22 protein-coding genes and 1 pseudogene are annotated in these 25,265 nt (G+C 71.7%); 8 read left to right on the forward strand and 15 right to left on the reverse strand.

Features of this window, described 5'->3' with window-relative positions; all coding sequences use genetic code 11:
• Positions 1 to 2 precede the first annotated feature (2 nt).
• Complete coding sequence (locus tag M2163_RS43110) at positions 3 to 1,304, forward strand: SpoIIE family protein phosphatase (RefSeq protein WP_280896770.1); 1,302 nt, start codon at positions 3 to 5, stop codon at positions 1,302 to 1,304.
• On the forward strand, positions 1,301 to 1,639 hold the full coding sequence (locus M2163_RS43115; protein ID WP_280847409.1) for an STAS domain-containing protein: 339 nt from the start codon (positions 1,301 to 1,303) through the stop codon (positions 1,637 to 1,639). The genes M2163_RS43110 and M2163_RS43115 overlap by 4 nt, the downstream gene beginning before the upstream one ends.
• A gap of 54 nt (positions 1,640 to 1,693) precedes the next feature.
• Here M2163_RS43115 and rph read toward each other — a convergent pair.
• Positions 1,694 to 4,292: pseudogene (gene rph, locus M2163_RS43120) on the reverse strand (rifamycin-inactivating phosphotransferase).
• Between the two features lie 413 nt (positions 4,293 to 4,705).
• Between rph and M2163_RS43125 the strand changes: the two are divergent.
• Complete coding sequence (locus M2163_RS43125) at positions 4,706 to 5,209, forward strand: MarR family transcriptional regulator (RefSeq protein ID WP_280847407.1); 504 nt, start codon at positions 4,706 to 4,708, stop codon at positions 5,207 to 5,209.
• Positions 5,210 to 5,217: 8 nt separating this feature from the next.
• Here M2163_RS43125 and M2163_RS43130 read toward each other — a convergent pair whose 3' ends face one another.
• The 7 genes from M2163_RS43130 to M2163_RS43160 form a co-directional block, all read right to left on the reverse strand.
• Positions 5,218 to 6,405, reverse strand: a complete 1,188-nt coding sequence (locus tag M2163_RS43130; protein ID WP_280896771.1) for a PP2C family protein-serine/threonine phosphatase — start codon at positions 6,403 to 6,405, stop codon at positions 5,218 to 5,220.
• A complete protein-coding gene (locus tag M2163_RS43135; RefSeq protein ID WP_280896772.1) occupies positions 6,383 to 8,245 on the reverse strand; it encodes a SpoIIE family protein phosphatase in 1,863 nt (620 codons plus the stop codon). Before M2163_RS43135 ends, M2163_RS43130 begins: the two co-directional genes overlap by 23 nt.
• On the reverse strand, positions 8,229 to 9,314 hold the full coding sequence (locus M2163_RS43140; RefSeq protein ID WP_280896773.1) for a SpoIIE family protein phosphatase: 1,086 nt from the start codon (positions 9,312 to 9,314) through the stop codon (positions 8,229 to 8,231). Before M2163_RS43140 ends, M2163_RS43135 begins: the two co-directional genes overlap by 17 nt.
• A complete protein-coding gene (locus tag M2163_RS43145; RefSeq protein ID WP_280853997.1) occupies positions 9,311 to 9,754 on the reverse strand; it encodes an anti-sigma regulatory factor in 444 nt (147 codons plus the stop codon). Before M2163_RS43145 ends, M2163_RS43140 begins: the two co-directional genes overlap by 4 nt.
• Positions 9,754 to 10,155 (reverse strand): STAS domain-containing protein, encoded by a 402-nt coding sequence (locus M2163_RS43150; RefSeq protein ID WP_280897407.1) that lies wholly within the window; start codon positions 10,153 to 10,155, stop codon positions 9,754 to 9,756. The genes M2163_RS43145 and M2163_RS43150 overlap by 1 nt, the downstream gene beginning before the upstream one ends.
• Positions 10,156 to 10,169: 14 nt before the next feature.
• Complete coding sequence (locus tag M2163_RS43155) at positions 10,170 to 11,069, reverse strand: STAS domain-containing protein (protein ID WP_280847403.1); 900 nt, start codon at positions 11,067 to 11,069, stop codon at positions 10,170 to 10,172.
• A 133-nt stretch (positions 11,070 to 11,202) separates the two neighbouring features.
• The gene (locus tag M2163_RS43160; protein ID WP_280847402.1) at positions 11,203 to 12,372 is read right to left on the reverse strand and encodes a PP2C family protein-serine/threonine phosphatase; all 1,170 of its coding nucleotides are present in this window, start codon (positions 12,370 to 12,372) and stop codon (positions 11,203 to 11,205) included.
• Positions 12,373 to 12,558: 186 nt separating this feature from the next.
• Here M2163_RS43160 and M2163_RS43165 point away from each other — a divergent pair, with 186 nt between their 5' ends.
• Entirely contained in the window at positions 12,559 to 12,993 is a 435-nt protein-coding gene (locus M2163_RS43165) for a MarR family transcriptional regulator (RefSeq protein WP_280847401.1), read from the forward strand.
• A 912-nt stretch (positions 12,994 to 13,905) separates the two neighbouring features.
• Here M2163_RS43165 and M2163_RS43170 read toward each other — a convergent pair.
• The 3 genes from M2163_RS43170 to M2163_RS43180 form a co-directional block, all read right to left on the reverse strand.
• A complete protein-coding gene (locus M2163_RS43170; protein WP_280896774.1) occupies positions 13,906 to 16,218 on the reverse strand; it encodes an FdhF/YdeP family oxidoreductase in 2,313 nt (770 codons plus the stop codon).
• Between the two features lie 63 nt (positions 16,219 to 16,281).
• On the reverse strand, positions 16,282 to 16,902 hold the full coding sequence (locus tag M2163_RS43175; protein WP_280847399.1) for an SRPBCC family protein: 621 nt from the start codon (positions 16,900 to 16,902) through the stop codon (positions 16,282 to 16,284).
• Positions 16,903 to 17,313: 411 nt separating this feature from the next.
• A complete protein-coding gene (locus M2163_RS43180) occupies positions 17,314 to 18,231 on the reverse strand; it encodes an NAD(P)-dependent oxidoreductase (RefSeq protein ID WP_280896775.1) in 918 nt (305 codons plus the stop codon).
• 123 nt (positions 18,232 to 18,354) lie between these two features.
• On the opposite strand from M2163_RS43180, the gene M2163_RS43185 reads away from it, so the two are divergent.
• Positions 18,355 to 18,951 carry a TetR/AcrR family transcriptional regulator gene (locus M2163_RS43185; protein ID WP_280847397.1) on the forward strand — a complete coding sequence of 199 codons (597 nt, stop codon included), beginning with the start codon at positions 18,355 to 18,357 and terminating at the stop codon, positions 18,949 to 18,951.
• Between the two features lie 6 nt (positions 18,952 to 18,957).
• On the opposite strand, the gene M2163_RS43190 is transcribed toward M2163_RS43185, so the two are convergent.
• Positions 18,958 to 19,527, reverse strand: a complete 570-nt coding sequence (locus M2163_RS43190; RefSeq protein ID WP_280896776.1) for a GNAT family N-acetyltransferase — start codon at positions 19,525 to 19,527, stop codon at positions 18,958 to 18,960.
• Between the two features lie 167 nt (positions 19,528 to 19,694).
• Here M2163_RS43190 and M2163_RS43195 point away from each other — a divergent pair, with 167 nt between their 5' ends.
• Together M2163_RS43195 and M2163_RS43200 are read left to right on the forward strand one after the other, a co-directional pair.
• Positions 19,695 to 19,937 (forward strand): DUF5302 domain-containing protein, encoded by a 243-nt coding sequence (locus tag M2163_RS43195; protein ID WP_280896777.1) that lies wholly within the window; start codon positions 19,695 to 19,697, stop codon positions 19,935 to 19,937.
• A gap of 198 nt (positions 19,938 to 20,135) precedes the next feature.
• Positions 20,136 to 21,014 carry an LLM class flavin-dependent oxidoreductase gene (locus M2163_RS43200; RefSeq protein ID WP_280896778.1) on the forward strand — a complete coding sequence of 293 codons (879 nt, stop codon included), beginning with the start codon at positions 20,136 to 20,138 and terminating at the stop codon, positions 21,012 to 21,014.
• A 52-nt stretch (positions 21,015 to 21,066) separates the two neighbouring features.
• Here the strand turns inward: M2163_RS43200 and M2163_RS43205 are convergent, their stop codons facing one another.
• The gene (locus tag M2163_RS43205) at positions 21,067 to 21,396 is read right to left on the reverse strand and encodes a TfoX/Sxy family protein (protein WP_280896779.1); all 330 of its coding nucleotides are present in this window, start codon (positions 21,394 to 21,396) and stop codon (positions 21,067 to 21,069) included.
• Positions 21,397 to 21,650: 254 nt separating this feature from the next.
• Positions 21,651 to 22,070 (reverse strand): hypothetical protein, encoded by a 420-nt coding sequence (locus tag M2163_RS43210; protein ID WP_280896780.1) that lies wholly within the window; start codon positions 22,068 to 22,070, stop codon positions 21,651 to 21,653.
• Position 22,071: 1 nt separating this feature from the next.
• Between M2163_RS43210 and M2163_RS43215 the strand changes: the two genes are divergently transcribed.
• Complete coding sequence (locus M2163_RS43215; RefSeq protein ID WP_280896781.1) at positions 22,072 to 22,380, forward strand: acetyl-CoA synthetase; 309 nt, start codon at positions 22,072 to 22,074, stop codon at positions 22,378 to 22,380.
• Positions 22,381 to 22,427: 47 nt separating this feature from the next.
• Here the strand turns inward: M2163_RS43215 and M2163_RS43220 are convergent, their stop codons facing one another.
• Positions 22,428 to 25,082 (reverse strand): glycosyl hydrolase, encoded by a 2,655-nt coding sequence (locus M2163_RS43220; RefSeq protein WP_280896782.1) that lies wholly within the window; start codon positions 25,080 to 25,082, stop codon positions 22,428 to 22,430.
• Positions 25,083 to 25,265: the final 183 nt, after the last annotated feature.

The following is a 25,265-nucleotide window of genomic DNA, read 5'->3' on the forward strand; positions in this document are numbered from 1 at the left end:
TGATGTCCCGAGCCGGTCAGCAGCCCGACCCGCAGGACGCCGACGCCGACCCGGACAGCGACCAGGCCGCGGACGCGGCGTTCGCAGCACTGCTGGAGGACGGAGCCGAGGACCTGTACGACAACGCCCCTTGCGGCTATCTCTCCACGCTGATGGACGGCACCGTCGCGAAGATCAACGGCACCCTGCTGGGCTGGCTCGGTCTGGAACGGGAGGCCGTGGTGGGCCGGATGCGGTTCACCGACCTGCTGACCGTCGGCGGCAGGCTGTATCACGAGACGCACATGGCGCCGCTGCTGCGGATGCAGGGCGAGATCAGCGGGATAGCCCTGGACATGAAGCGGACCGGCGGTGGCCGGATGCCCGTGCTGGCGTCGTCCGTCATCAAACACGGCACCACCGGCCAGCCCCTGCTGATCCGCACCACCGTCTTCGACGCCCGGGACCGGCGCGCCTACGAGGAGGAACTCCTGCGTCGCCGGGAGGCGGCCGAGGAGGCACGCCGCCAGGCGGAGGCCGACCGCGCCCGGCTGCAGGAGGCGCTCGCCGTGCTCCAGCAGTCACTGCTCCCGGACACCCTGCCGCCGGTCCCCGGCGTACAGACGGCCACCCACTACCACACCGCCTCACCGGACCGGCTGGGCGGCGACTTCTACGACGTCTTCGCCCTCGACGGCAGACGCTTCGGGTTCTTCCTCGGGGACGTGTGCGGCAAGGGACCCCAGGCCGCCGCCCTCACCTCGCTGACCCGCTACACCCTGCGCGCCGCCGCCCTGCACGACCCCGACCCCGTCTCCGCCCTCACCATCCTCAACACGGTGCTCCACGAGCGCTACGCGGCCGGCGGCGACCCGCGCTACTGCACCGCGGTCTACGGCACCCTCGAACCCGACCCCGCGACCGGGCAGCTGTCTGTCCACCTCGCGGCGGGCGGCCATCCCCCGGCCATCGTCCTGCGCGCGGACGGCACCGCCGACTTCCTGCCCACTCCGGGCGGCCTCCTCGTCGGCATCCTGCCCTCCGCGCCCTTCACCGACGCCAAGACCGTGCTCGGCCCCGGCGACACGCTCCTCCTGTACACGGACGGCCTCACCGAAGCCCGCACCGGCAAGGACCGCACCGGTCTCTACGGCGACGAGGCGTTGCTCGCTTTCGTCACCGACTACGCGGGAAGACCACCGCATGCCGTCGTCCAGGCCCTGACCGGGCTGCTGGACAGCTTCGGTGACGGTCTCGACGACGACACCGCCCTGCTCGCCATCGGTGTCCCCGCCTCCGACCCCCGGACGAGAAACGAACGATGAGCCCGCTGAAGATCACTACTCGAGACACCGCGACCGGTCCCGTTCTGGAGATGGCCGGGGAACTCGACTACGCCAACGTCTCCGAACTGCGCTCGGTGCTCGCCAGCCTGTCCCTCCGGAAGGGCCAGTGCCTGGTCCTGGACATGAGTGGGCTGGAGTTCTGCGACTCCAGTGGCATCACGGCCCTGATCGCCGCGCGCGGCAACGCACAGGCCGTCGAGGCGGACGTGGCCCTGGCGGCCGTACCGCCGAACACCCTGCGGGTCCTGCGCATCGTCGGACTGGACCAGATCTTCACCATCCACCCGGACAGCGAGACCGCGACGCGTCCCTGAGCCGGGCCCCGGGTGTGCCGGGGCGGAGCCGGGGTCCGGCTCCGCCCCGGACTCTCAGGACAGGATCTCGACGTAGCCGTCGGTTCCGTGCACGCGGATCCGCTGTCCGTCCCGGATCCGCCGGGTGGCCTGCGCCACGCCCACGACGGCCGGCAGGCCGTACTCCCGGGCGATCACCGCGCCATGGGTCATCTGGCCGCCCACCTCCGTGACCAGGCCCGCGATGCCGACGAACAGCGGTGACCAGCTGGGGTCCGTGAAGGTCGTGACCAGGATGTCGCCCGCCTCCAGGTCGGCCTCCGCCATGTCGAGGATGACGCGGGCGCGCCCTTCGACGGTCCCGGTGGAGACCGGCAGGCCGATCAGGGCGCCGGCCGGGACGTCGTCGCGCCGGTACGCCCCTGAGAGGGCCTCGCCGTCCGAGGTGAGGACCCGGGGCGGGGGTGAGTGCCTGGTACGAGCGGAACGCGTCCTTGCGCTGCCGGACGAGCCGTTCGTCGACCTGCCCGGAGCGCACGACGTCGTGGAACTCCTCGAAGGTGAGGTAGAAGACGTCCTCCCGGTCGGCCAACACACCCGCCTCCACGAGGCGGTCGGCCTCCGCCATCAGGGCCTGCTTGTAGACGAAGTAGCGGCTGATGATGTCGTACTTCGGGTACTCCCGGTATCCGATGAAGGTGCGGACCCGGTCGATCATGCCCTTGGTCTCCTCGGCCTTGCGCTCCCCGTCCGGCAGGTCCCGCAGGCGCGACAGCACCTCCCGTTCCTTCTCCAGCGCCGCCTGGCGCCCCCGCTCGAAACGCCGTCGGGCCGCGCCCGGTCCGAAGTTCCTGACGTTGTCGAGGATCACGGGGACGAGCGTGCTCGGGCGCTCGCGCCAGCGCGGCCTCGTGATGTCGATCTCACCGACGCAGCGCATGCCGTACCGGTCGAGGTAGGCGTCGATGGCGTCGCGTGCCTCGGCCCCGCCCGGGAGCTTCGCCAGCTCGTCGAGGAAGCCGTCGTCCTCGACACCCTCCAGGAAGGCGACCACCTCCGGATGCGGGCGGACGACATCCGCGACGTCGAGCAGGGCGAGCCCCATCTCCGACGTGACGTTTCCGGGGGCCGACAGGGTCAGCGTGTCGGCCGCGTTCTTCTCGCCGAGCCACTCCTCCAGGTGGTCGTTGAGCCACCAGGTGGCCTCCATGCCCGCCATGATCGCCTGGAAGTTCAGCGGATCCGTGAGGACGCGTTTGTGCTCCTCGAAGGCCACCGACAGGAAGTCGAACACCTCAGGGCCGGTCTTCGTCAGGGCGTCGCGCCGCAGGGCGGCGAGGGACGCCTGGCTGCGCTCGATCAGCCCGGTCACGACGGCCGGGTCGGTGGCGACCGGCTCGGGGGCCGCGCCGGGGCGCGGTCCGGCGGGCGGCGCGTCCGGGAGCGTGGGGACGAAGTCGTCACGTTCGAGGACGGTCTCCAGCGCGTCCCTGACCAGCGGGTCGCCCCGCCCCATGAGGTCCAGCAGAGCGGTACGGCTCGCGGGCGCGGCCAGGCGCCCGGTGACGTCGACGAACAGCCTCCCGCCGGCCTCGTGCATCCGCGCCATGGCCGTCAGCTGCCACATCGACACGCCCAGGGGCTTCATGGGGTCGGTCATCATCTGCTGGTGTCCGACGGAGACGTAGACGTGGTTCTCCTGGTCACCGCTCTCGGGGACCGGGAACAGTGTCGTGATCGGCCGGCTCTGCACGATGTGGAAGTCGTCGTCGACCAGGCACCATTCGATGTCCTGCGGCCGGCCGAAGTGCGCTTCGATCCGTCGCCCCAGCTCCACGAGCCGGACCGCCTGCGCGTCCGTCAGCGCCGGCTGCTCCTGGCGCGGCGAGTCGACCCGCACTTCCTGCGTGCCACCGGTGGGCAGGGCGCGCACCTCACGCTCCTTGGCGGAGATCGTCCTGGCGACGACCTCGCCGTGCCGCACCTTGAAGACGTCCGGGTTGACCAGGCCGGACACCAGGGCCTCGCCGAGGCCGAAGCCGGCGTCCACGGTGGCGACCGTCCGGTTGCCGGTCACGGGGTCGGCCGTGAACAGGATGCCGGAGGCGTGCGGGAAGACCATCCGCTGCACGACGACGGCCATGAGGACCGTACGGTCGTCGATGCCGTTGCGCCGCCGGTAGGTCACGGCCCGCTCGGTGAACAGCGACGCCCAGCACCGGCTCACGTGCCGCAGGACGGCCGCGGGGCCCCTGACGTTCAGGTACGTGTCCTGCTGGCCCGCGAAGGAGGCCGTGGGCAGGTCCTCGGCCGTCGCGCTGGACCGGACGGCGTACGGGACCTCCTCACCCGACCGGCCGAGCGCCCGGGTGATCGCCTCGGCGAGATCGTCCGGTACGGCGATGTCCTCGACGGTCCGGCGGATCCGCGCGCTGAGCGTGCGGATCGCCTCCTGGTCGTCCGGGTCCACCCGGGACAGCTGGTCCAGCTGCGCGTCGAGCGACGGCGACTGCGCCACGACCCGCCGGTAGGCGTCCGTCGTCACACAGAAGCCCGTGGGCACCCGGATCCCCCCGATCCGGGACAGGCTGCCCAGGTGCGCGCCCTTGCCGCCGACGAGGGCGCGACGGCTCTCGTCGATCTCCTGAAGATCCAGTACGTACTGCCCGGTCATCGCGCCACCTCCGAGGCGGCCGCGCCGTGCTGCACTGCGGTGCCCGATCGAATGTGCAGGTCTGTCGAACCATTGGTCGAGCACGTCGTCATCCGCGGTTGCCTTCCCCTCGACGAGTCGGTCGGTCGCTCCGCCCTTCGGGGCGCTGCGCACCATACGTCGACAACAACACGTCGTTTCCCCATTTCCGCAGGTTGTGGCCTCGGCCGATGATTCTGCGGGGTGACGGGGGGCTTGCCGCAAGCCCCCTGTCGCGCTATAACTTGAGGAGAGGCAGGGAGAGTTATCTCCTTGCCTTTTCCTTTTGCCGTCCTCCGGAGCGGGCCAGGTGCTTGGTCGACGCGTCATCGGGTACCGCGTTTGAATGAGGTCGGTATCTGTATGGCCAAGCGATTACTGAAAGCGATGGGTGTGTGACTCGTCTCAGTGGCTCGGGGGACGACCAGTCGAGCGGACCGGGTGACGACCCACTCTCCGTCGCGCTGGAGGTCGCCGACGCCGTGGACGGTCTCGCGAACCTGTGGTCGGTGGCCGCCCAGGGAGCGAGCCTGAGGCTGTCGCCGCACCAGCTCAGAGCCCTGCGGATCCTGGAGTCGGAACCAGGACTGAATCTCACCACCCTGGCGGAGAGCATGGAGATAGGGCCGCCGACGGCCAGCCGGCTGTGCGACCGGCTGGAGGCGGCCGGTCTGCTGGAGCGTCTGCTGCACCCGCACCGGCGACGCGAGGTGCAGCTCGTGCTCACGGGACGCGGTCGTCACGTGCTGGAGGAAGTGGCCGCGCGGCGGTCACAGGCGCTCGCCGCGGTTCTCGCGGCCATGGAACCCGGCGAACGGGCGGCGTTGCGCGGGGGGCTGCGGGCCTTCCTGACCGCTCAGGACGACTCCGGCAAGGAGACCGACGACCCCGCGCGCTGACCGGACGGTCAGCCCTGGCGGCCGTGCCAGTCGAGGCAGACCACGGCGGCGTCGGACATCAGTTCCTTGCTGCCGTAGTGCTCGATCAGCCCGGCGACGACCGCGCGTGCCGTCTCGTGCGGCGCCGCGGAACGGGTGGCGCCCAGGACCTGGCGCAGGACCCGCTCGCCGAACAGGTCGCCCGACGCGGAGCGCGTGCCGTGCACACCGCTGCTGACCACGATGAGACGGTCACCGGGCTCGACCTGGAACGACTGCTCCGTGTAGTGGGTCTCCTCGAACATGCCGAGCGGCAGCTGCGCCTCCAGCTCGATCCGCTCGGTGCGGCCGTCGCGCTGCTGGAACAGTTGGGGCGAGCCCGCGTCGACGGCGTGCACGAGCCCCGTGGCCAGCTCGAAACGCAGCAGCAGGGTGGACGCGTACGACTTGCCGCCGTACTGGGCGTAGACGGCCTGGTCGGCGAGGCACGCCTGGTCGGCGAGGCCTATGCCGGCGCGGCGGGCGTTGCGCAGGGCGCCGGTGGTGAGCCCGGCGAGCAGGGAGGCGTCGATGCCGTGTCCCATGCCGTCGGTGACGGTGAGGAAGAGGTGGTCGGCGCCGGTGGACCAGTCGAAGGTGTCGCCGCCGATGGAGTAGGCGGGTTCGAGGTGGGCGCCGATGACGTACTCCTCGCGGGCGCAGCCCCGGCCGGGCAACAGCTGCCACTGCATCTCGGCGGCGAGGGTGAGGCGACGTGTGCGGCGGGCCTGGAGGTAGAGGTCGGTGTCGCGGCCGGCGGTGGCGACCTCGTGTCCCAGTGCCGTGGCGAAGTCGCCGAGCTGGAGCACGGTGTGCGGGTCGACGGCACCCGCGGGCAGGCGCACCGACAGGACGCCGAGCCGGTCGCCGCGCACGGTGATGGGCAGGTGCGCGAGTTGGCCCGCCGGGACGTCGAGGACTTCGAGCACCGGTTTCTGGGTGAGGAAGGCGCTGCCCGCGGGCCCCTCGTGCGCGGAGACCGCGGGGCCGGTCTGCGGAAGGTGGGTCACCGGCTGCAGGACGGCCAGACCGTAGTCGGCGAGAAGCAGGCTCACCTCCTGGGCGCCCACCCGTTCGGCGAGCAGACGGCGGGCGGTGGCGACCAGTGCGTGCGGTGGGGCCGCGCGGAGCTGGGCCTCCGCGGACGGCTGTGGTTCAGAGGCTTTCACGAAATCCACCCTCTCGCCTTGTGTCCTTCACGCTACCGCGAGCAGGTGGGCTGTCAGACCCCTGGGGGACGGAGCGGGACCGGTTCGTCTTCCGGGGCCGCTCCTGTGCCGTCGGGGCCACGGTGTGACACAGCAGCAGGCAGACGTCGTCGTCCCGTTCGGAGTCGTACAGCAGGGGCTTGAGCAGGGCGTCCGCGGCGGCGTCCAGGTCCTGCTCCAGCTCCGGGGTGCCGAGCGACTCCAGGGCGCGGCCGAGCCGTCCGATACCGGGGTCGATGCCCTGTCCCCGGCGTTCGACCAGCCCGTCGGTGTAGAGCACCAGCGAGGAACCGGCGGGCAGGTCGGCCCGCTGGTCCGTGTAGACGTAGGGCAGCGGGATGCCCAGCATCACCCCGGGCTTGGCGTCCAAAACCCGTACGGTGCCGTCGGCGGCGCGCACGACGGCGGGCGGGTGGCCGGCCGAGGCCCAGACCACTTCCGGTTCGCCGGGCCGGAAGCGGGCGATCAGCGCGGTGGCGTACAGCTCCGGCTGGAGGTGGCCGAGCATGCGGTGCAGTCGGGTGAGGATCTCGCCGGGGGTGGCGTTCTCGACGGCGTAGGCGCGCAGGGCGGTGCGCAACTGGCCCATGACGACGGCGGCGTGCAGCCCGTGGCCGGTGACATCCCCTATGACGGCCAGCAGGCTGCCGTCGGGCTGGAGGAAGGCGTCGTACCAGTCGCCGCCGATGTTCATGCCCCAGGTGGCGGGGAGGTAGCGCGCGGCCAGCAGCACTCCCGGCAGGGTGGGCAGGTCGGTGAGCTGGGCGCGCTGAAGGGCTTCGGCGGTGTTGCGGGACTGCTGGTAGCGGTGGGCGTGGTCAAGCGCGACGCCGACACGGCGGGCGAGCTCGACCAGCATCACGGAGGTGTCCTCGTCGAAGCGGGGGCCGGGGGCGGTGAGGGTGAGGACACCGAGCAGACGCTGGGCGACGAGGGGGATGGCCAGCAGCGGCCGCCCGGGGGACAGGGCGGAGGGCGGCAGGTCGTCGACGCCGGGAAGGGCGCCGGGGTGGGCGGCGGCGTGCTGGGGGCGCCCCGTGCGGGCGGCGGCCACGGCGGCCGCCGAGTGCTCCCGCACGCGGTGTGCGCGCTCGTCGTCGGGTTCCTCGTACTCCTCCTCGTCGAACAGCCAGACGTCGAGCTGTTCCGCGTACTCCGGGACCAGCATGTCGGAGAGGCGGCGCAGGATGGCCGTGTGGTTGAGGGAGGAGGTGATGGCGGCGCTGGCGTCACCGAGGAAGGTCAGCAGGCGCCGGGCCCGCTCCGCCGCGGTGCGTGCGGCCCGCTCGGCCTCCAGGAGCTCGCGCTGGGCGCGGGCCGCTGCCTCCAGGTCGGCGTGCAGCGCCAGGACGCCCTGGTTGGTGTGGTGCAGTTCCTCCCGGTGCAGCCGGACCAGGCTCTCCTGTTCGTCGAGCAGCCTCAGCACCGCCGCGGTGTCCTCGTCGGCGCGCAGCAGGGCCTGCGGCAACGAGGAGGCGGTCCGCCGGCTCCTGCGGGCCGGGTGGTGCGGCAGGGCGCAGGTGAGGGCCGTGGTCTCGTCCCGCGGGCCCGGCTCGCCGTCACCGGCCGGGCTCAGCGACACCTCCAGCAGGGCGGGCTGCCCGGGGGCGGACTGGCGGACATGGAGCCGGAGTTCCCACTCACCGGCCTCGTCGGCACAGCGGCGCAGGCCCGCGGTCAGCGCCGTCAGGAAGCGGGCCCGTTCCAGCGTCGGCGCCCCGCCGTCCGCGGCGAGGCGGCCGACGGCGGCCCGGGCCCGGGCGGCGTCGGCGACCGACGCGATCTTCCAGACGTCAGGGGATACGGTCATGCGGGTCCGTCCGGGGGTCAGGAGCCAGTACGGCCACACTGGCGTCGTCGCGCAGGGGCCGGGCGGCGCTCCCGGCGTCTCTGAGGACGACCGCGGCCACCACGGCCGGGTCGTGGGCGCCGAGTCGGGGGTCGCCGGGGGGTACCCAGCGGCTGGGGAGCCCGTCGCTGTGCAGGACGAGCAGGCTGTCCGGCGTCCAGATGCTCTCGCGCAGGGGCACGCCGGCGGGGAAGTGGGCTCCGACGATGCCAGGGTGGGAGATGAGGGGATGCCATGCGCCGTCGGCGCGCAGTCTGGCGCCGATGTTGCCGACCCCGGCGAACGAGAGCCGGCCGGTGTCCTCGTCGAGCTGTGCGACACCGACCGCCGCGCCTCGCGTGGCCCGCAGTGCGGTGTGCAGCCGCCTGAGGATCTCGGCCGGCGGCAGATCCGCGCACCTGCGCAGCTCCTCCACGGCGGCCGTGGACGCGTCGGCCGCCTTGTCCCCGTGGCCGAGACCGTCCACCAGCATCAGGGTGAGCCGTGGACCGGAGCGCACACGGCTGAAGGCGTCGCCGGAGTGCTCGGCATGGCCGAGGGAGGTGGTGATCCCCCCGGCGCGGGTGCCGGTACGGGGGCGGACCTCCCGCGGGTGCGGGCCCCCGGGCGAGCGCGCCGGGGTGATGCGTGCCACCGCGACGGTGCCCCGACCCGGTCTGCTGTGCAGGTCGAACTCGCTGGAGACGCGCCGGCAGGTGCCCAGGCCCGCACCGAGTGAGGAAGAGGCGGTGGTGTGGCCGTCCCGCATGGCCGCAGGGACGTTGTCGATGCCCGGACCGTGGTCGAGTGAGGCGATCTGCACGCAGGGCACGTCCTCGGCGAGCGTGTCGGAGAGGGCGGTCAGGTTGATGAGGACACGGCCGCCGCCGGCGTGCTTGACGAGGTTGGTGGCCAACTCGGTGGCCACCAGCGCCGCGACCGCCGTGGCATGGGCGTCCAGCGCCGCCCGGGCGCAGGCGGCTTCGGCGGCGACCCGTACGTCCCGGACGCGGGTGCTGTCCTGGACGGGGATGTCCCACACCCTGCTCAAGGGGCACCTGTGCGGGGCGCGGGCAGGCCGGAGACCCAGTCGGTGACGGTGACGGTCGTGCCCTCGCCGGGGCGGGTGTCGAGAGCGAACTCCTTGACGAGCCGCTTGGCTCCGCTCAGGCCCATGCCGAGCCCGTTGCCGGTGGTGTACCCGTCGGTCATGGCGAGTTCGACGTCCCGGATCCCGGGGCCCGCGTCGACGAAGGACAGCCGCAGCCCGTGGTGGGCGCCTTCGGCCAGCACCGTCATCTCCATGTGGCCGCCACCACCGTGGACGAGGGCGTTGCGGGCCAGTTCGCTGGCCGCGGTCACCAGCTTCGTCTGCTGGACCAGGTTGAAGCCGAGGGCAGCCGCGGTCTGGCGCACTTGCTGTCGGACCCAGGCCAGGTCCGCGTCCGAGCCGATGGGCAGGCGCGTGGTCGAGGCGATGGGGGCATGCATCATGCACCCTCTTCCGGGTGTGCGGTCGGAGCTGCCGCGGCGGCGGGGCCCAGCAGGGACAAGGCTTTCTCGACGTTCAGGGCCGTCCCCAGGCCGGGCAGGGTCAGACCCATCTCGACGAGGGTGATGGCCACGGCCGGACGCATGCCGGCCAGCACGGTCCGCGCGGCCAGCAGGCGCGAGCTCGCGGCGATCTCGGCCAGGACGCGGCCGAGGAAGGAGTCGACGATCTCCACCCCGGAGATGTCGATCACGACACCGTTCACCGGCGTCGCACTGGACGCGATGCGCTCGGAGATGTCGTGCTGGAGCTGTTCGGCCGCCCCGTCGTGCAGCTCGCCCTGGAGGGTGACCAGCAGGACGTCTCCCAGCGCCAGCACCGGTACCGGGCCGGGATGCATGGCGGGGGAGTCGGTCACCGCGGGACCGCCCCCGTCACCGGGCGTGGGGAGACGACGATGCCCTGCTGGGCGAGCGCGTAGGCCAGGGCGTCGGCGAGCCCGGCCCGCGTGATGATCGACCCCAGATCGATGCCGAGGTGGACGATGGTCTGCGCGATGGCGGGCCGGATGCCCGAGACGATGCACTCCGCGCCCATCAGCCGGGCCGCGGCGACCGTCTTCATCAGGTGCTGGGCCACGAGCGAGTCGACGGTCGGGACGCCGGTGATGTCGAGGATGGCGTACGCGGCCCGCTGGTCCACGATGGCTTCGAGGAGGCTCTCCATCACGACCTGGCTGCGGGCGCTGTCCAGGGTGCCGATCAGCGGCACGGCGACGATGCCGTCCCACAGCTTGATGACCGGGGTGGCCACCTCCAGCAGCTGTTGGCGCTGGCGGGCGATGAGCTCCTCGCCCGCGCTCACGGTCGTCTCCATGATCACCAGGCGGAGGGTGGCGGTCAGAACCGCCAGCGCCTGTGCGCACGCGTTGGCCCGCGCCTCGTCGGCGGTGTCCTGGAAATCGGCCAGCAGCAGGGCGGCCGCAGGCTCGCGCAGCCCGGCGACCTCGCCGGCGATCTGTACGGGGGTGAACCCGGCCCGGGCGCGGGCCGCGGCCATCCGGCCGAGCTGGTCGCGCACGGTGTCGAAGCCCGGAGCGTCGACGTCCTCCAGCCGCCCGGAACGGGCCACGTCGGCCAGGGCGTCCACCACGGCCTTGCACGCCTCGACCGCCTCGTCCCGGGAGACGGTGAAGACCGTACGGAACAGGGCGGCATCCGCCCAGCGTTGAGCGATCTGCTCACGGCGTCGCTCCAGAAAGGCGCCCAGCTCCTTCGCCGTCTCAAGGGCTGTGTCGTGCTGCGCCACCTGCATCGTCTCCCTGCCTGCGAGGCCGTTCCGGCCCACCGGGCGGTCAGGGCCATGTGGCAATTATTGCCGCATGGCAAACGTTAACGTGAGCCCGTCCGGGGAACAACATGCCCCCACCGAAACGGGCGGACACCCGTCAGTCGAACCGCGGCCTGCCGTGCCAGTCCAGACACACGACCAGCGCGTCGTCGTCCGGCATTGCCTCGCCGCGATGGCCGGTCAGCTCCCGCAGGACGGCACGCGGCACCTCGGCCGCGGGCAGCAGCCGGGTGGCGTGGATGGCCCGGGCCAGAGCGCCCTCCCCGTATGCCTCACCCTTGGGGGAGGCCACCGTGTGGACTCCGTCGCTGACGAAGACGAGCCGGTCACCGGGCTCGACGTGGAAGTCCTGCGCGATGTAGTCCGTCTCCTCGAACATGCCCAACGGGAGCTGGGCGTCGAAGGCGACGCGCTCCACGGAGCCGTCGCGCAGCCGCAGCAACTGCGGCGAGCCGGCATCGACGACGGTCGCCCGGCCGGTGGCCAGGTCGAAGTCGAACATCAGGACGGACAGATAGCAGCGTCCCCGGTAGTGGGCGTAGACGGCCTGGTCGGCCAGGGCCGCCTGGTCGGCGATGGACAGCCCGGCGCGCCGGGCGTTGCGCAGCGCGTTGATGGCCAGGTTCGTCAGCAGGGAGGCCTCTATGCCCTCGCCCATGCCGTTGGTGACGTACAGCATCAGATGGTCCGCGGTGGCGGACCAGTCGAAGTTGTCGCCGAAGATCGCGTAGGCCGGCTCCAGCTGGGCCCCCAGCTCGTACTCGGGGCGGGCGCAGGCGCGGCCGGGCAGCAGCTGCCACTGCATCTCCGCGGCCAACGTCAGCCGGTCCTTGCGCCGCGCCTGGAGGTACACGTCGGTGTCGCGCTCCGCCACGACCACCTCGTGCCCCAGCACGTCGGCGACATCGGTCAGTTCGGACTCCCACCGCCGCGCGGCCTCGTCGGACAGGGCCACGGACAGCACACCGAGCCGGTCGCCGCGCACACTGACCGGCAGATGCAGACGCGTGCGCCCGTCGCGCCCCTGCTCCCGGTACGGCTTCTGCGAGCCGAAGGCCCGGCCCGCCGGACTGTTGTGCACCGACACCGGCTCCAGCGTGTGCGGCAGCACCGACACCGGCTGGAGCACGCTCAGGCTGTAGTCGGCCATGAACAGCTCGACGTCCTCCGCGCCGTACTGCTCGATCAGTACGGCGCGGATGGCGTCGAGCAACTCGTGTGGGGCCGCTGTGCGCAGTGCGCGTTCAACGGCCAGAAATCTCTTCATGCTGGAAAAACACCTGTCCTTCGCGGGACGACGTACGGGGTCACTCACGAGGCGGGCTCGCTTCGACCGTCCCGGTCCTGTGTGGTCGGCGCACGCGCCTAGTACGCTGACAGGCACCCCAGTGCCTGCGAGAGTGTGATCGTGACTGCCTTCCGCCGCCGCTCCGAGCCTGATGAGGTCGCACGCGTGACCACCACGGCCGTCGAGCTGCTGGAGGTCGTGTGGGGCCGGGCCTCGACCGCGCCCACCTCCGCGTCGCAGCTCAGGGTCCTGCACATCCTCGAGCACCACGACGGCATCAACCTGCGCACGCTCGCCGAGTTCCTCGCCTCGACCCCGCCGTCCACCAGTCGGCTGTGCGACCGGCTGGTGGCGGCAGGGTTCGTCGAGCGGGTGGTGAGCGAGGAGAACAGGCGGGAGGTTCGGCTGCACCTCAGTGGGCGGGGTCGCGCCTTCCTCGTCGACCTGCGCGCGCGCAGGGAGAGGGAGTTGCGGACCGTGCTGGCGGACATGCCCGCCGCCAAGCGGGTCGCGCTGCTGGAGGGGCTGGAGGCGTTCTGTGCCGCCGCGGCGGCGCAGACGCACGACGACGCGGCGGGTTCCGACAGCAGGACCGCCTGAACCGCCGATCGCACCGTCGGCGTCCTCGTCACCTTTCGACACGGGTGACCAGCACACGGAGTCCTCTCCGCCCACCGGAGCATTCCAGGTCCTTCCCCGTACGTCCGACACGGTTACTGTGTTGCTTCCCGGCTTTTGTTGTCAAACGGCAACAGTGCGTCTGACGCCCTTACCTGAACTCGGTTACCCCGTCGCGGCGAGTTGTGCCTGGGGTGTGCCGTATGTCTCTCGATCGGGGGAAGCCGCGCATGCGCGGAGCGGGTCGGGGAATGTGATTTGTTTTTGCGCCGCTCAGCCGAAGCGGAGAATGCGCGGCCCGAAGGTGCCCTAGGGGCCGTCGGCCCGGCCGACCGACCACACCGCCCCCTGCCCGGGACCGGTGCGAGCCGCAGCGTTCGGGAGTGGCCCTCGCCGGCCACCGGCGGTTCGCCGTGCTCGACGAGCGACTGCCCGTTCCAGGCGAGGAAGTCCGGTCCGGGGACGAGCGGAGGAGTGCTGCCGGGCGGGCCCCACTTCTGCGAGCGGGCTACAGCGACCCAGGCAAGCTCACCCGACGGGGAGGCCGCCAGCGAGAGCTGACCGAGCCGAAATCGGGCACCTTGCCCAGCCGGCCCGGCTCACCCGCGCCCGGGAAGGTGGTGTCCCGGCTCCACGCCATGCCGTCCCAGCGGTACAGCATCGGGCGCGGCCGTCGGCGGCCTGCTCGTACCCGGTCGCCCACGCCTCGGCCGGCCCGCGCGCGGCGAGGTCGGACACGGTGACGGGAGGAGCCGCCGCCGGCACCGACAGTGCCGACCAGACCGGTGTCACAGCGGAGGCCGGCGTCACGCCGCGGCCGGTGACACCATCGCGGCACAGGCGATCAGGCCGCCGCTCGGGCCGTCCGTCCGCCGGACACGTGGGTCCCGGCGCTCAGACCGAGGTGGGGGCCGTCCGGTCCGACACCGGTTCCAGGCGTACGACGATGCCCTTCGACGTGGGCTGGTTGCTGATGTCGGCGACGCTGTCCAGCGGCACCAGCACGTTGGTCTCGGGGTAGTAGGCAGCGGCCGAGCCCTGCGCGGTGGGGTAGGGGACCACCTCGAAGCCCGGGGCGCGGCGCTCGGTGCCGTCCCCCCACACACTCACCAGGTCGACGCGGTCGCCCTGGGCGAGGCCGAGTCCGGTGAGGTCGGCCGGGTTGACGAGCACGACGTGGCGGCTGCCGTGGATGCCGCGGTAGCGGTCGTTGAGCGTGTAGGGAATGGTGTTCCACTGGTCGTGCGAGCGCAGGGTCTGCAGCAGCAGATGGCCCTCGGGCGCCTGCGGGACGACCCGCTCGTTGCGGGTGAACAGCGCCTTGCCGGCCTTGGTGTTGAACACGCCCTCGTTGACGGGGTTGGGCAGCTGGAAGCCGCCGGGGCGTGTCACCCGCGCGTTGAAGTCGTGGAATCCCGGCACGATGCGGGAGATGTGGTCGCGGATCGTGTTGTAGTCCCCCTCGAACCGGTCCCAGGGAATGTCCGGCTTGCCGGCGAGGGTGCGGCGGGCGAGCCGGCACAGGATCGCGACTTCGCTCAGCAGCAGGTGCGAAGCCGGTTCGAGACGGCCCCGGGAGGTGTGCACCTCGCTCATGGAGTTCTCCACGGTGACGAACTGCTCGCCGTCGGCCTGGACATCACGTTCGGTACGGCCGAGCGTCGGCAGGATCAGCGCCGTGTCACCGCACACGGTGTGCGACCGGTTCAGCTTGGTGGAGATGTGGGCGGTCAGCCGGCACGAACGCATCGCCTCCTCGGTCACCTCGCTGTCGGGAGCCGCGCGCACGAAGTTGCCGGCCAGGGCGAGGAACACCTTGACGCGGCCCTCACGCATCGCCTTGATCGAGTTCACCGAGTCGAGCCCGTGCGGGCGCGGCGGGTCGAAGCCGAACTCCTTCTGGAGCGCGTCGAGGAACGAGTCCGGCATCTGCTCCCAGATACCCATCGTGCGGTCGCCCTGGACGTTGCTGTGGCCGCGCACCGGGCAGACGCCGGTGCCCGCCCGCCCCAGGTTGCCGCGCAGCATCATGAAGTTGACGATCTCCCGGATGGTGGGCACGCCGTGCTTGTGCTGGGTGATGCCCATCGCCCAGCAGACGACGACGCGTTCGCTGCGCAGGACCTCGTCGCGGACCTTCTCGATCTCCTCACGGGTCAGTCCGGTCGCCGTGCGCACGTCGTCCCAGTCGACGGAGCGGGCGTGCTGGGCGAACTCCTCGAAGCCGGCGGTGTGCGCGTCGATGAAGTCGTGGTCCAGGACGGTGCCGGGCCGGGCGTCCTCGGCCTCCAGCAGCAGACGGTTGAGGGCCTGGAACAGGGCGAGGTCGCCGCCCGGCTTGATGTGCAGGAAGCGGTCGGCGATCTGGGTGCCGCGTCCGACGACCCCGCGCGGCTTCTGTGGATTCTTGAAGCGCCGCAGCCCCGCCTCGGGCAGCGGGTTGACCGCCACGATGCGGGCACCGTTGCGCTTGGCCTCCTCCAGGGCGGTCAGCTGGCGCGGATGGTTGGTACCGGGGTTCTGCCCGACCAGGAAGATCAGGTCGGCGTGGTGGAGGTCGTCGAGGCTGACGGTGCCCTTGCCGGTGCCGAGCGTCTCGCTCAGGGCGAAGCCGCTGGACTCGTGGCACATGTTGCTGCAGTCGGGCAGGTTGTTGGTGCCGAAGGCGCGGGCGAAGAGCTGGAGGACGAAGGCGGCCTCGTTGCTGGCCCGGCCCGAGGTGTAGAAGACGGCCTCGTCGGGGGAGGAGAGCGAGGTGAGCTCGTCGGCGAGCACGCCCAGGGCTTCGTTCCAGCCGATGGGTTCGTAGTGGTCCGAGCCCGGCCGTTTGATCATCGGCTCGGTGAGCCTGCCCTGCTGGTTGAGCCACATGTCGGAGCGGGCGGCGAGGTCCGAGACGCTGTGCTCACGGAAGAAGTCGGCGGTGATACGGCGCTTCGTGGCCTCGTCGTTGATGTGCTTGGCGCCGTTCTCGCAGTACTCGTTGCGATGGCGCTGCCCCGGTGCCGGGTCCGCCCAGGCACAGCCGGGACAGTCGATCCCGCCGACCTGGTTCATGGCCAGCAGGTCCACGCCGGCCTTGCGCGGGGACGTCTGCTCCAGGGAGTACTCCAGCGCGTGCACGACCGCGGGGACACCGGCCGCCCACTTCTTCGGCGGTGTCACGGAGAGGGTGGTCTCCGGCTCCTCGCCGGGCGGGTTCTGCATGGCATCGCCTTTCTCTTGCCGCGACTGGCTCGCCGCTGTGTGACTGCGCGTACGGTCCGCGGGTCAGCCGACCGGCCACTGGGCCACTCGGCTCCTCGGCGGTTCCGGGTGGTCGTGCTGAACTCGGCCGTTGCGGATGGTGCCGCGCCAGGCGCCGCCCGCCTGTCCCAGCCCCTCGATGAACACCTTGAAGTTCTGGAGTTCGCGACGCACCAGCCGGGCGGTCACCTGGGTGACCTTGGAAGAGCCGGTGAGGCGTTTCGTGGCTCCGCGCGGCTCCAGGAGCATCCGGACGGTGATGGCCGTGCCGCCGGACTCCGTCGGCCTGAACTCGACCTCGCCCTGATGGGAAGGGCGCTGCTCAAGACCGCGCCAGGCCAGGTAGGCGTCGGGGTCCTGCTCCACTATCTCCACAGCGAAACGCCGGCGCAGCGGCCCGTAGCCGATGGTCCAGGCGGTCACGCTGGGCCTGACCTGCTCCACGCCGTGCACCACGCTGGAGAAGCGGGGGAAGGTCTTGAACTGCGTCCACTGGTCGTACGCCGTCCGTACGGGCACCGCGACCTCGACCGTCTCCGCGATGTGCTGCCTGCGCAACGGCCGGCGGCGCGTGACGCCGTCACCGTCGGGGCGCATCTCCGGCGTGTTCGGGACGGCCTGCTGTGAGTCGTGTTCACGCGCCATCGTGGCCTCTCCTCCGGGGAGGGCGCCGGAGCGTCGCGCTCTCCCCGGCCCCCTTCGTGCGTCAGGACTCCACTACCGGTTCCCACATCGGGGTTTTCGAGTCGCCCGGATGGGGGTCGGGTCTCGGTGGGTGTTCCGGGGGCGGGGGCGGATCCCGGTCGGTCGTTCAGGCTGGGGTTGCCGGGTGTGAGTCGTGGGTGGGTTCGCTCCCGGGCTGCACATGTACGGCCGATGCCCAGCCGCGGTCGTGCCGACCGTGGACCTGGCTCAGGGCTCCGGGGGTCGTGCCGCGGTGGAGGCGTACGGCAGTAGTGGGCGCCTCTGGTGCCGTAATGGGCCAGGTGCAGGGTCTCGCCGGGGCCTCAGCGGACTGACCTGACCTGACGGACGGGGCCTTGGCGACCGCGCCGCTCACGGTCGCCCCGCGGGTTCCTCTCGCCCTTGGACGGATGCCTCCGCGCCGTCGGTCCGGGTCTCCAGGGCGTGCAGGACGGCCACCATGTCCTCCTCGCCGTGGCCCTGTACGACGGCCTCGCCGTACAGGGCGTGGCAGGCGTCGAGGAGTGGAGTGGACAGGCCGGCCTTGCGGGCGGCCTCGGCGATGAGACGGTTGTTCTCCAGGACGTTGGTCGCGGCGGCCTGGACGCTGAAGTCACGGGCCAGCAGTTTGGGCCCCTTCACCCGGGAGACGGCACTGGCCATCGGGCCCGCGTCCAGGACGTCCCGCAGCAGGCGCTGGTCGAGCCCGTGGCGGTCGGCGAAGTGGAACGCCTCGGCCAGCCCGGTGACGAGGGTGATCAGGAACAGGTTCACCGAGAACTTCATCAGCAGCGCGCCGGGCACCGGGCCGCAGTCGAACGTCTCCCGGCACATCGTGGCCAGCAGGGGACGTACCGCTGCGACGGCATCGTCCTCGCCCGCCGTCATCCCCACCAGCTCACCCTGCTCGGCGGGAATGCGGGAGCCGGAGACGGGCGCCTCGACGTACCGTCCGCCCGCCGCCCGGACGGCATCCTCCAGCCCGGCCGAGTACTCGGCCGAGGTCGTGCCCATGTGGACGACGGTGCGTCCGGCCACGAGGGCGGGGAAGTCCGGGGTGCCGCGCCCCAGCACGGCGTCCACGGCGGCCTCGTCGGCCAGCATGAGGAAGACGGTCCCCGCCCGCTCAAGGACCTGAGCGGGGCTCGCGGCCACCTCGGCTCCGGCGGCCCGCAGGGGCTCGCAGCGGCCGGGAGTGCGGTTCCACACCACCAGGCGTGTTCCGGCCCGGGCGAGGTTGAGGGCCATGGGCTGCCCCATGGTTCCGAGGCCGATGAATCCCACGTACACAAGGCACCGCCTGTCCGGCTCTCAGCGAGCTGTCGCGCGCACTATGACAGCGGTCATAGTAGGCGACTCTATGACGGCGGTCATAGAGTGAATGCCGCACAGAAGCACACCTGGAGGTCGGCGATGGCGGTGTCCGAGAGGGGCCCTCGGGAGCGGATGGTCTTCAGCGCGGCCCAGCTCATCCGACGTGACGGCGTCGCCGCGACCGGCATGCGCGAGGTCGCCGCCCACGCCGGTGCGCCGCGCGGTTCCCTTCAGCACTACTTCCCCGGCGGCAAGGAGCAACTGGTCAACGAGGCGGTGGGGTGGGCGGGCCGATACGCGGGCAACCGGGTGGCCCGTTTCCTCGCGGCCCTGCCCGAACCGACACCGAGCGGGCTGTTCGCGGCGATGGTGCGCCAGTGGACCGACGAGTACGAGAGCGCCGGCTTCGCCGGTGGCTGCCCCGTCGCCGCCGCCACGGTGGACTGGGCGGAGTCGACGGAGTCCACGCGGGCTGCCGCGGCTGAGGCGTTCGCGACCTGGACGGGCCCCGTGGCCAGGGCACTGTCCGGCATGGGCGTGCCCGAGGAGCGATCCGGCTCACTGGCGACGCTGATGGTGAGTTCCCTGGAAGGCGCGATTCTCATGGCCCGGGCGGAGCAGGACGTACGTCCCCTCACGACGGTGGCCCGCGAACTCGGCCCCCTCCTCGACGCGGCGGTGCGCCGGGACGGCTGACCAGGGCTACCGCGACGGACCGGCCTGCCCGACGGGCTGCGGGGCCGCAATCCATACGCCCATCCACTGTTCGGCGTCCCACTTCACGAACCGTTCCAGCTCGGTGAACCCCAAGGTGGCCGCGAGACGCATCGAGCGGCTGTTGGCGGTCTGGGTGTAGAGCACGACGGGCACTCCGGGACGCGCTTCCGCGAACCAGTCGAGTGCCGCCGTACACGCCTCGGTGGCGTACCCGTGCCCCCACGCCCCCGGCAGGAACAGATAGCTGAGCTCGGCCTCCCCGGTGTCCGGCCGGACCCGACCGCGACGTTCGCCCTCGTGCGGGCGGACCTCGACGGTGCCGATCATCGCTCCCTCGCGCTCGATCACGAAGAGTCCGGGGCGCCGTCCCGGTGTCTCGGGCACCGAGCGCTCGAGCTCCTCGCGGGTTTGCGGGCCGCCGAGGTAGGTGTGCACCTCAGGTGAGGAGAACAGCTCGACGAAGGCCGCACGGTCCCCGGCCTTGGACTCGCGCAGCACGAGCCGCTCGGTTCGGATCGGGTCAACTGGCCTGGCGACGGCGTCGAGTTCAGTCATGGCGGCCAACCTAGCGTGTGGCTGCAAGGGTTGATCGCCGAGCCGGGCGAGTGATCCCGGCAGGGCGAACGGCCCGGCTGCGCCGCCCAGTGGGCACACGAATGTGCAAGATCGTGCTCACGGCATGACAAGCTGTGCTTCCCACTGCCCGAACCCAGGAGGTCACGATGACCGCAGAAGCTGCATCCCCAGAAGGTTCGGAGCCGGCTGAGCCCGAGATGTCAGCGCTCGCGCCCGACAGCGACGGCAACTACGACCTCAAGCGGAAGTTCCGTGAGGCCCTGGCCCGCAAGCGCGGCGCGGAGGCGGACGCGGCCGACCTCGCCGCCAACCCGCACGCGTCGAAGATCCGTGGGACGCACGGCCCGGCGTCCAGCCAGCGGTCCTTCCGGCGCAAGAGCGGCGGCTGAGCCGGACCCCACCGTGCGCCCCCGGACGTCCGGGGGCGCATGTCACCTCTGTGCACGCTTCCGGGCACCCCGTCACCTTGCCGTCGGCCGGGGTGCCCGGCGCGTGCCGGGCGTGGAAGCCCGGGCCGCCCGGATACACCGTTGACCGACCCGGATGCACCGTTGAACGATCTGTCACCGCCGCATAGGTTCCGACCTATGACGAAGGTACGGATCGGTGTGATGTACGACCGCGACTGGGCCCCCGAGGGACTTCCGGAGTTCGCGCGGCAGGCCGAGGCGCTCGGCGTGGACGACCTGTGGGTGGTGGAGGACCTCGGGTGGAACGGCGGGGTGTCCGCCGCAGCCGTCGCCCTGGGGGCCACGGAACGCATCAGGGTCGGCATCGGCATCGCCCCCGCCCCGCTGCGCAGTCCAGCCCTCCTCGCGATGGAACTGGCCACCCTGGCACGGGTGTTCCCCGGACGGCTGGTCGCCGGGATCGGGCACGGAGTGCAGGAGTGGATGGCCCAGGTGGGCGCCGCGGCACTGTCCCCGCTGGCCCTGCTGGAGGAGACGATCACCTCCGTACGGGCGCTGCTGCGCGGAGAGCGGGTCGAGTTGGAGGGCCGCGAAGTGCGCCTGGACGGTGTCCGGTTGACACATCCTCCGGCCGAGGCCCCGCCGGTGGTCGCGGGTGTGGTGCGCGCTCGCTCACTGGAACTGTCCGGGCGGGCCGCGGACGGCACCGTGATCGCGGAGGGGCACGGCCCGCAGGACCTGGAGAACGCCCGGGCGCTGATCGCCAAGGGCGGTGCCGAGTCCGACCACACCTTGACGGTTTTCGCCTTCACCTGCGTCGGTGACGACGCCGACGAGGTGACCCGGATCCTGCGCCCGCACGTCGAGGGCCACGGGGCCTGGCTGGGCCGCCCGCCGCACGAGGTGTTCACCGTCTCCGGCTCCGCCTCGCGGGCCGCCGGACTCATCCGCGAACTGGCGACGGCCGGTGCCGACACGGTCGTCCTGCGGATGACCGGCCCGGATCCGCTGGGGCAGCTGAAGGCCGTGGTGGAGGCGGCCGCGCAGCAGAACTGACGTCAGGGGACGCGGTTGTCGTCCGGGCAGAGGCCGGGCGGGGGCAGGGTAGCTACCTGGGCGGCAGGCTCGCCGCGAAGGCGCGGCCCTCGTCGATCCACGACTCCAGGGCCTCGTCCTCCGTCACCGCGGCCCCGGACACCACGACCCAGCCGCGCATCGGGCGCCCGGTCATGTCGAAGAGCCGGGCCCCGGGCCGGGCGAGGGCCGCGTCGGTGGCGTCCGGGCCGACGCGGACCATGAGGTCTGCGCCGGTCACGCCGACGGCCATGTTGCCCTCGTACAGAAAGGCGATGCCGCCGAACATGCGCCTCTCGGCCACGCCGGGATCCGTGCCGAGGCCCTGGCGGACCCGCTCGGCGAGCGCTTCGTCGTACGCCATCAGAGGCCTCCCTGCCGTTCGGAGAGTCTGTGATCGAGGTCGCGCAGATCCTTGGTGTGAAGCCGCCGCCCTCCGCCTGCCGGGTCAGTTCCGCGGTACGGATGCCCTGCGTCCACTCGGCGTCATGGCGCCAGTCCATGGCGTACGCGGCCACCCGCTCGGGCGGCAGCGGGATGACGCGCCGTACCGTCACGTCGATGCTCATCGTGTCACCGCCTCGTACCCCGGCTCCGGCTGCGGTCGTCACTCGGTCGTCACTCGCTCGTCGCCGGTGTCGTCTCCAGCATGGCGGGGATCGGTGGCGGGTGCGCGCCGCGGGATCGGCGCGGTCGCCGGTGGTGGCCGCGCCGGTCCCGCAGGGGGTGCGGTGGGGGATGCTGGGTCGGTGGGAGCGGGCGACCGGGAGGTGTGCGGATGCGATGGTGGGCCGGGGGTTGGCTGATCGTGGGCGTGGTCGCCCTGGTGGCGTGCGGCGGTTCGTCCGGTGGGCCGTCCGAGGACGGTGCCACGGTGCCGCCGACCAGTAGGTCGACCGGAGGTTCGGCCGGTGGGTCGACGTCCGCGTCGGCTTCGGTGTCCTCATCGCCCTCATCGCCCTCGTCGCCCTCGTCGCCCTCGTCGCCCTCATCGTTTTCGTCGTCGATGAGCTGTGCCGGCGGGCACGTGGAGTTCACCGTGTCCCCGGGTGATCCGGCCCGGCGGCGGATCTGTGTGCGGCCCGGGACCGTCGTGTCGCTCGTCCTGCTCCCCCGTACGGACGGCAAGCGGTGGACCGCCGTACGCAGCTCCGCGCCGGTCTTCGTCCTGCCGTCGGACTGGCGGTCGGACGCGGACGGTACGGCGAGGGTCTCGCTGCGCTGCCCGGGCACCCGGGGCGGTACCGCCGAGATCAGTGTCCTGGCGAAGGAGCCGGACCTGGCGGGGGCGGGCGGCGTGGCCTCCACGCTCCAGGTCGACGTGGTGCCGCACACCACGGCGGGGTGACCCCGGAAACCGGGACCACCCCTTGACCGTGGTGCGCGACGGGTTCCTCAGTCCAGGTCCCGCACCTTGAAGGTGTAGATGCCGCGGCCGTGCGTGGCCGCGTACAGCGTGCGGCCGTCGGGGCTCAGCTTGAGCTGGAGCACGGCGACGGCCGGGAGCGAGCCGACGCGCCGCCACCTCGTGCCGTGTGCCGCGCGGTGCAGGACGCCGAGGTCGGTGGCGACGGCGAGGCCGCCGTCCGGTGTGACGACCGCCGAGTCGGCCGGCACGTCGGGGAAGTTCTTCGAGATGTCCTTCCAGGTGGTGCCCCCGTCCCTGGACTCGAAGACGTGGCCGACGCCGGCGCCCGGCCCCTCGGTCCACTGCCGCGAGAACCCGTTGACCGTGAGGTAGACGTGGTCGGCGTTCTTCGGGTCGACGGCGAAGCCGCTGAGATAGCGGTTGGGTACGGTCCCCTCCGCGCCGGTGGCCGGCAGGCTGATGTCGTGCCAGCCGGTGCCGTCGGCGTTCCCGACGGAGATGCCGCGGGCGAAGCCCTGGTTGTTGCAGGGGCCGCACCAGGCCGCGTACACCTTGCCGCCCGAGGCCGCGACGGCGGTCGCGGTACGGCCTGCGCCGAGGTCGTACACGCTGCTCCACTCCGACCCGCTGCGGATGGCGTAGCCGTGGGTCTGGACCCAGATGTGACGCCCGCCGGCGATCCAGGTCGAGCTGTTCTTCGCGTCGGCCGCGAGCGGGGCGATGAAGCGTGCCTCGCTCGTGGCGTTGTCGGGCGGAGCCACGTTGTACGACGTGGCCTTGCTCGGGTCGTCGAGCCAACCGCCGTCGTTGACGGCGCAGTTCTGGGTCACCTGGACGGAGAGGTAGACGTACTCCTCGGCGATGTCGCACCCGTCGGCGGGGTCGGTGAGGGTGTCACCGCCGTCGCCGCCGAAGTTGGAACCCATCACCGTGTCGTTGCTGCGCAGGACGGACTGGCCGTTGTCCTGCAGACCTCCGGTGACGGAGACACCGCCGTGGTCCAGGTCCCTGCCGACTCCGACCGAGTAGTACTGCAGGGTGTCGATGGTGCCGTCGTTGAGCGAGGTCCAGTCGGTGGCGTGCCCGGAGGAGTCCTGCGCGCCGTTGAGGGGGCGCTTGTAGACGCCACCGTCGTTGCCGACGTACACGAAGCTCTTGCCGTGGTAGCGGCCGATCGCGACGCCGTGCTGGTCCGAGTGGGTGGTCTGGCTGCAGTCGCCGGTCTGCTTGGCCGGGTCGATGCTCCAGCAGGGGAAGTTGAAGTTCCAGTACGGGCCGACGGTCGACCAGCTGCCGCCGCCGTCCTTGGTCTCGTAGACCTCTTCCAGGCCCGCGTACACGTGCTCGGGGTCGGCGGGGTCGACGGTGAGGAACTGGTTGTACCAGGCCTGCACACCGGGCATGTAGCCCGGGGAGGTGAGGGCCGAACCGGACGCGGCCAGGCTCTGGTAGTCGGCGACCTTCGTCCAGGGGCCGCCGGGAGAGCCGGACTTGGAGACGTAGATGCCCTCCAGGCCGCTGTCCGGGTTGGTGTTGAGTTGTTCCGGTGACTGGTCGACGGCGTAGTAGCGCGAGCCGTCGGCGGAGCGGGCGAAGGTGACGCTGCCGACGTCGTCCGGGTCGGTCGGCAGGTCCCCGAAACCGCTGGTGATCCTGGTCCAGACGCCGTTCGTCCTGGTGTAGAAGCCGTTGTAGTCGTCGCCGCTGCGCCAACCGACCGCGAGGACGACCCTGGAGGGATTCTCCGGGTCGATGGCGATGTCGTTGGTGATGTTCTTGTACGCGGCGTCGGGGTCGTGGGCCTTCGGACCGCCGGGCAGGTAGGCGGGGTTGGGCGCGAACTCCAGCTTCCAGGCGCCGCTGAGCCTCTTCGTCGGGTGGCTCCACACGCCCTCACTGGTCGCCGCCCACACCTTGCCACCGCCGAAGCGCAGCTGGTGGATGGTGGTGGACTCCAGTTCGTCGCCGCCGACGCGGCCGCGCGCGGAGAACGTGCCGTGGTGCGGGCGGGACAGGACGTAGACGCCGCTGCCGAGGTAGGCGTCCGCGTTGGTGGTCGCCTCCCCGGTGCCCAGCCACAGCCGTCCGCCGCCGTCCAGCGCGAGCGCGCCGGTGGACTGTGAGGACAGCCGGTCGCTGATGGGCTGCCAGTGCCCGCCACCACTGCGGGACCGCCACACCCCGCCTCCCGCGCTGCCCGCGTACACGTACCCGTCGTCGTCGGCGGCCATCGCGGCCATCCGGCCGGTGACGTTGCCCGAACCGCCACTGGAGTTGGAGTCGATGTCGCGGTAGCGCGGGTCGTCGGAGTTGTACGGCAGATCGGTGACGTTGCGCCAACTGCCGCCGGTGCGCGGTAGCTTGGCGAGGCTGCTCCATGCGGCCCCGTAGGCGCCCGGGGCGACGACACCGGGCGAGGTGCGGGCCTCGGCGTACTGGTCGGCGCCCTCCGCTATCTCGTCGGCCTCGTTGCCGTCGTCGCCGTCGTCCGCCTTCGCCCTGGGGCTCATGGCGCCCACCGACTGAACGCGCTCTTCGGCGAGTTGAGCGAGTGCGCGGGCTCCGAAGGGGGTGCTGTCGGATCGGCCGGGCGCGGCGCTCGCGGGTAGCGCGACGAGTCCGGCGGTTGCGGTGATGGCGCAGATCGTGAGCCATCGTCTTCTGTGGGTTGGTGATGACACCGGGTCCTCCCGAACGGGCGGTGATACAGCCGTCGGTGGAGACCCGACCACGAGCGGGAGGAAGCTTCCGGGGCTTGGCGAGCCTTTGACCAGAACCTGCCATTTGCGCACCCAAGCGGGTGAGTTGCTTGGGCACCGGCACGCTTGGAATCCACTGAGCGGCCCTCGGCCTACGCTCGGTCC

The organism is Streptomyces sp. SAI-135, from assembly GCF_029893805.1.
Lineage (GTDB): Bacteria > Actinomycetota > Actinomycetes > Streptomycetales > Streptomycetaceae > Streptomyces.